Origin of the sequence: Geminicoccus flavidas (assembly GCF_009806515.1) — a bacterium.
GTDB classification, from domain to species: domain Bacteria; phylum Pseudomonadota; class Alphaproteobacteria; order Geminicoccales; family Geminicoccaceae; genus Geminicoccus; species Geminicoccus flavidus.
The window spans coordinates 1-787 of record NZ_WUJP01000538.1; the positions used below are offsets into that span (position 1 = coordinate 1).

The 787-nt window shown below is 65.9% G+C and carries 2 protein-coding genes and 1 pseudogene; all 3 read left to right on the plus strand.

Features of this window, described 5'->3' with window-relative positions; translation table 11 throughout:
- A partial coding sequence (locus EQG76_RS15150) for an SDR family oxidoreductase (protein ID WP_159714909.1) occupies positions 1–209 on the plus strand: 209 nt, incomplete at its 5' end.
- 47 nt (positions 210–256) lie between these two features.
- Positions 257–511 (plus strand): FitA-like ribbon-helix-helix domain-containing protein, encoded by a 255-nt coding sequence (locus EQG76_RS15155; protein ID WP_159714911.1) that lies wholly within the window; start codon positions 257–259, stop codon positions 509–511.
- Positions 512–534: 23 nt separating this feature from the next.
- Positions 535–787: pseudogene (locus EQG76_RS15160) on the plus strand (VapC toxin family PIN domain ribonuclease); the annotation flags it as partial.

Consider the following 787-nt stretch of genomic DNA (forward strand, 5'->3'; position numbering starts at 1 on the left):
CGGGCGTGCGGGTGAACAGCGTGACGCTCGCCGGCGTGTTCGCCAACCAGGACCCGCGCTTTCTCGAAGGCTACCTGAAGAAGATGCCGCTCGGCCGGATGGCGGAGCCGGACGACTATGTCGGGATCATGGTCTATCTGCTCTCCGATGCGTCACGCTATGCGACGGGCGCCGAGTTCCGCATCGACGGGGGCTGGACCGCCTGGTGACGGAGACTGCCATTGCTGCTAGCATGTGCTAGCAGATGGGGATCCCGATGGCGACGATCCTGGTACGCAACGTCGATGACTGGGTGGTCGCCCGGCTGAAGGAGCTGGCGAAGGAGCGTGGCCGATCCATGGAAGCCGAAGTGCGGGCCTTGCTCACGGATGCCGCCAAGCCGGACGAGAATCTGACGGGGCCGGCCCTCATCGCCTTTCTCACGAGTGGGCCCAGGCCCGAGGACGACGACTGGGACATCAGTGTCCCGGACGACTATTCAGCGCCGTCCGATCCGTTCGAGGAGCAATGAGGTTCCTGCTCGATGCCAATGTCGTGGCCGAGTTGATGAAGAACCAGCCCGACCCGCGGGTCCTGGACTGGCTCGGGCGGCAGGTGCTGCAGGAGCTCTTTCTCGCGGCGACGACGGTCCAGGAGATCGTCTACGGCATCGAGCGGATGCCGCACGGGCCGAGGCGGGAAGCGCTCGGCCGCGGATTGGCCGACTTGCGCGAACGCCGGTTTCTGGGGCGAATTCTTCCGCTCGATGACCTGGCAGCCTGCCGCTGCGGTGAACTCCGTGCCAGCG

Excerpts from the sequence above, each read along its gene's own strand:
- EQG76_RS15155 (WP_159714911.1), top strand. The coding sequence starts at position 257 with ATGGCGACGATCCTGGTACGCAACGTCGATGACTGGGTGGTCGCCCGG.